The sequence below is a fragment of the Clostridium sp. genome (assembly GCF_051656525.1).
GTDB lineage: Bacteria > Bacillota > Clostridia > Clostridiales > Clostridiaceae > Clostridium.
In genome coordinates, this window is record NZ_JBOGCC010000048.1 from 1 (window position 1) to 3046 (window position 3046).

The window sequence follows — 3046 nt, forward strand, 5'->3', positions numbered from 1 at the left end:
CTAGTTTTTTAAATGATATAAATATTTCACTTAGAGTTTGTATGATTACTGGTTGTATTATTATGGAGTCTATTTCTATAATGGAAAATTTAACCAAACTAGGTATAAAATTTCCTGGTATTATAGAAAATATATTAGCGGTAAAAAAAGAAAAGCTAGATAAAGAAAAATGATTAAATAATACTTAAAAAGAGGAAGATTAATCCTCTTTTTTTGATTGTTATAATACCTGTTTTTTCATCAAATAAAATATTAAGTTCTCTGTCCTCGTAAGATAAGTTTATTTGTCTAACTCATGAAACTGGAAGAGTAACTCTAGTGGTATAGCCACCTTTACCACTTTTTGACCATGAGATTTTAGTTGTTCTTTTTTCTATATAAACCACCTATTGACTTTTGGGGATATTGTTATAAAATTAAGTTAATAAAGCTATACAAGGAAAAGAAGTTCCTTATAAAAATAGAGTGGTGTGCGAACCCTCTATTTTTTTTAATAAAAAAATTTAACTAGTTTACCGCCTAATTTATTATTTAGTAATAACATCTCACTTTTTGGTGATTATAGTAGTTATTGTACTATTTAATTCATTTAACTATAATATTTAGAATAGCTAGAAAGTATGAGTTTTATGAAATTGAATTAAGGTAGTTGCTAAATTACTGAAAAATTCAAATAAAAACTAAAGGATATTTATAAGAAAAATTGTAAATACTTGTAGATAGTGTATAAAAATTATGTTAAAATAAGTTGAGAGTAGATTAATTAGGAGGGATAAAAATGCTACAAAAAGAGAAATATCTTCAAACTACTTTTAATTTCGTAATAGATAGAAAAATAGAGATGAGAAGATTAGCTAATGAAATAGAAGATGAATTAAAAGATTATTATATGCAACCACAAATAAATAGTATTCCAGATGATATAGAGCCAGGTATACCAAGAATAATATTTACATCAAAAAATTCTCATAGTACGGTTCTTTTTTCTCAATTTAACATAAGTTTAGATATTTTATATGATGAAAATTTTATTCTTGAAGAAAAAAAGAAATATTTGTACGAGAGAATAGAGTTGTTAAAAAATATAATAAAAAAGTTTGGTATGAAAATAAATTTTATGGGATTGACAACTGTGGCAACTATCCCAACGTCTAAAGAGTTTAGTATTGAGTGTATAAAAAAGAAATATTTAAAAAATCAAGATACGTTAAATGTAGATGAGGTTTCATATAAGGAAGCTAAAATTATTGATGAAAAATATTATGCTAATATTTTAGTAGAATCATATAAACTTTGGGATTATAATTATACTCCAATTTCTGAACCGAGAAGTTTATCATCTTTAGATTGTAAAGAATACGGAATTAAATTGACTGTAGATTTTAATGATAGATATTTGTTTAATGAAAAAAAAGGTTATATTTCAAGTGTGTCTGAAGTAGATGCCATAATAAATAAAAACTTTAATATATTAGAAGAACAGGTAGAATTTTTAAAGAGAGGAGAGTAAGAATTATGATGTCAAATTATAGTTCAAGTACAGTTAATAATGAAATATGTAAATTGAGTAATTATGGAAATTATAATTCAAATGTTTACGAAGTTAAAGAAGCGAGTCAAAATAAATTAAATCAAATAAGAAAAAGTTTAATGTGTTTAGGTATTATAACAATAACATCATCAATGCCATTGATGACAGGGACAACAATGACATCAATACCTGTAAAAAGTACTACGACATCAGTATTGAACGACTTTAACAGTAGTTATTTGATTAATGAAGAATCAAGTAAAAAAATAAATAATCTAGAGTTTATTAATGAAATTTCTGGATATATGAGAGTCATGAATACGAAAGAGAAAGAAATATTTGATGCAGCATTTGAAGATTTTCTAGCGGCTGGAGAAAGTTTAGAAATAGAGTTTTCAAGCTTTGATGAGATAGGGTTGATATAATGAATGAAAAACTTCTTTCAGTAATAACTGAAATATTTCCAACTTTCAATCCGTATATAGCTGAGAGAGTTAGAGAAAGCATTATAGAAACATCTAAAAGTCGAATTCAAGATGTTTATATAGAGTCACCAAAAACACAAGATATTCTTCAAGGAGATATTTTTGAAGATGTGGAATTCCTATTTTATAATAATGAAGGTGAAATTAAAAAAATAAAGACAGATGCAATTGTAATAAGTAATACTTGTGATATAAGTAGAAATAAAAAGTTAATATTTGCTCCATTCATTCCTATAAAAAAATTAGCAGAGAATAGTGATTTAGAGGCATTGAAAAAGAATATTATTTTTAATAAATTTTATATAAAGGAATTTGAAGAAAAAATAATAGATTTTGATAGTATTATAAATATACCTCAAAAAAAATTTAGTGAAATGTTAACCAAAAGGAAGTATTCATTAACTAGATATGGATTTTATATGCTACTGATAAAATTGTCAGTATATTTAATGCGAGTAGAAAGTGATGAAGTAAAAAGAAATTAATAAAATAATAGAAGTTTAGAGATAGAGTATTATAATTATTTCTAACTTCTATTTTTTATTTGATTAAAGAATTTTATGAAAAATTCTCTCTTTTTGACATATAGTTAACATGTAGCTAATAATTCTATAGAATAGATTATTAATAAGCCTTGTAAATAAAAGGAAGTATGAAAAAATGACGGCTCATATCGTGGTGTATTAGTAATTTTTATATATTATTTTTATGTCAATCATCATTAAATAAAAGTTCTAAATTTCTAATTAAATAATTCTAAAAAAATATAAAAAACTAGTGGAATAAAGATTCTAAGAGGATTACTCCTATTCTTAGGTTTGCACTTAAAATGCACTTAAAAAAAATAAAACTCAAAATTTTTTTGATTTTTTGATATACTAAAAGCTCCATAAAGCTAGTAAAAGCAATAGTGAATTATAATTAAATAAGAAATTGCTTTTTATATGTAAAAATGATATACTTTAATGTAAGAATATAGAGGATAAATATAAGGTAAGTAGTAAGAGATTAAAGCTAAAATCTTTAGTTT

At 23.9% G+C, this 3046-nt stretch carries 4 protein-coding genes; all 4 read left to right on the top strand.

What is annotated here, in order from left to right; all coding sequences use genetic code 11:
• The first annotated feature begins 41 nt into the window (after nucleotides 1-41).
• The 4 genes from ACRDDY_RS01695 (at nucleotide 42) to ACRDDY_RS01710 (ending at nucleotide 2501) form a co-directional block, all read left to right on the top strand.
• A complete protein-coding gene (locus ACRDDY_RS01695) occupies nucleotides 42-173 on the top strand; it encodes a phage holin family protein (RefSeq protein WP_438563242.1) in 132 nt (43 codons plus the stop codon).
• 605 nt (nucleotides 174-778) lie between these two features.
• Nucleotides 779-1510 (top strand): hypothetical protein, encoded by a 732-nt coding sequence (locus tag ACRDDY_RS01700; RefSeq protein WP_438563239.1) that lies wholly within the window; start codon nucleotides 779-781, stop codon nucleotides 1508-1510.
• Nucleotides 1511-1515: 5 nt separating this feature from the next.
• Nucleotides 1516-1956 (top strand): hypothetical protein, encoded by a 441-nt coding sequence (locus ACRDDY_RS01705; RefSeq protein WP_438563240.1) that lies wholly within the window; start codon nucleotides 1516-1518, stop codon nucleotides 1954-1956.
• Nucleotides 1956-2501, top strand: coding sequence for a hypothetical protein (locus tag ACRDDY_RS01710; protein WP_438563241.1), 546 nt, complete (start codon nucleotides 1956-1958; stop codon nucleotides 2499-2501). The genes ACRDDY_RS01705 and ACRDDY_RS01710 overlap by 1 nt, the downstream gene beginning before the upstream one ends.
• Nucleotides 2502-3046 lie beyond the last annotated feature (545 nt).

What these genes read in the sequence shown, in the direction of transcription:
- ACRDDY_RS01695 (WP_438563242.1), top strand. Translation starts at nt 42, where the DNA reads ATGATTACTGGTTGTATTATTATGGAGTCTATTTCTATAATGGAAAAT.
- ACRDDY_RS01700 (WP_438563239.1), top strand. Translation starts at nt 779, where the DNA reads ATGCTACAAAAAGAGAAATATCTTCAAACTACTTTTAATTTCGTAATA.
- ACRDDY_RS01705 (WP_438563240.1), top strand. Translation starts at nt 1,516, where the DNA reads ATGATGTCAAATTATAGTTCAAGTACAGTTAATAATGAAATATGTAAA.
- ACRDDY_RS01710 (WP_438563241.1), top strand. Translation starts at nt 1,956, where the DNA reads ATGAATGAAAAACTTCTTTCAGTAATAACTGAAATATTTCCAACTTTC.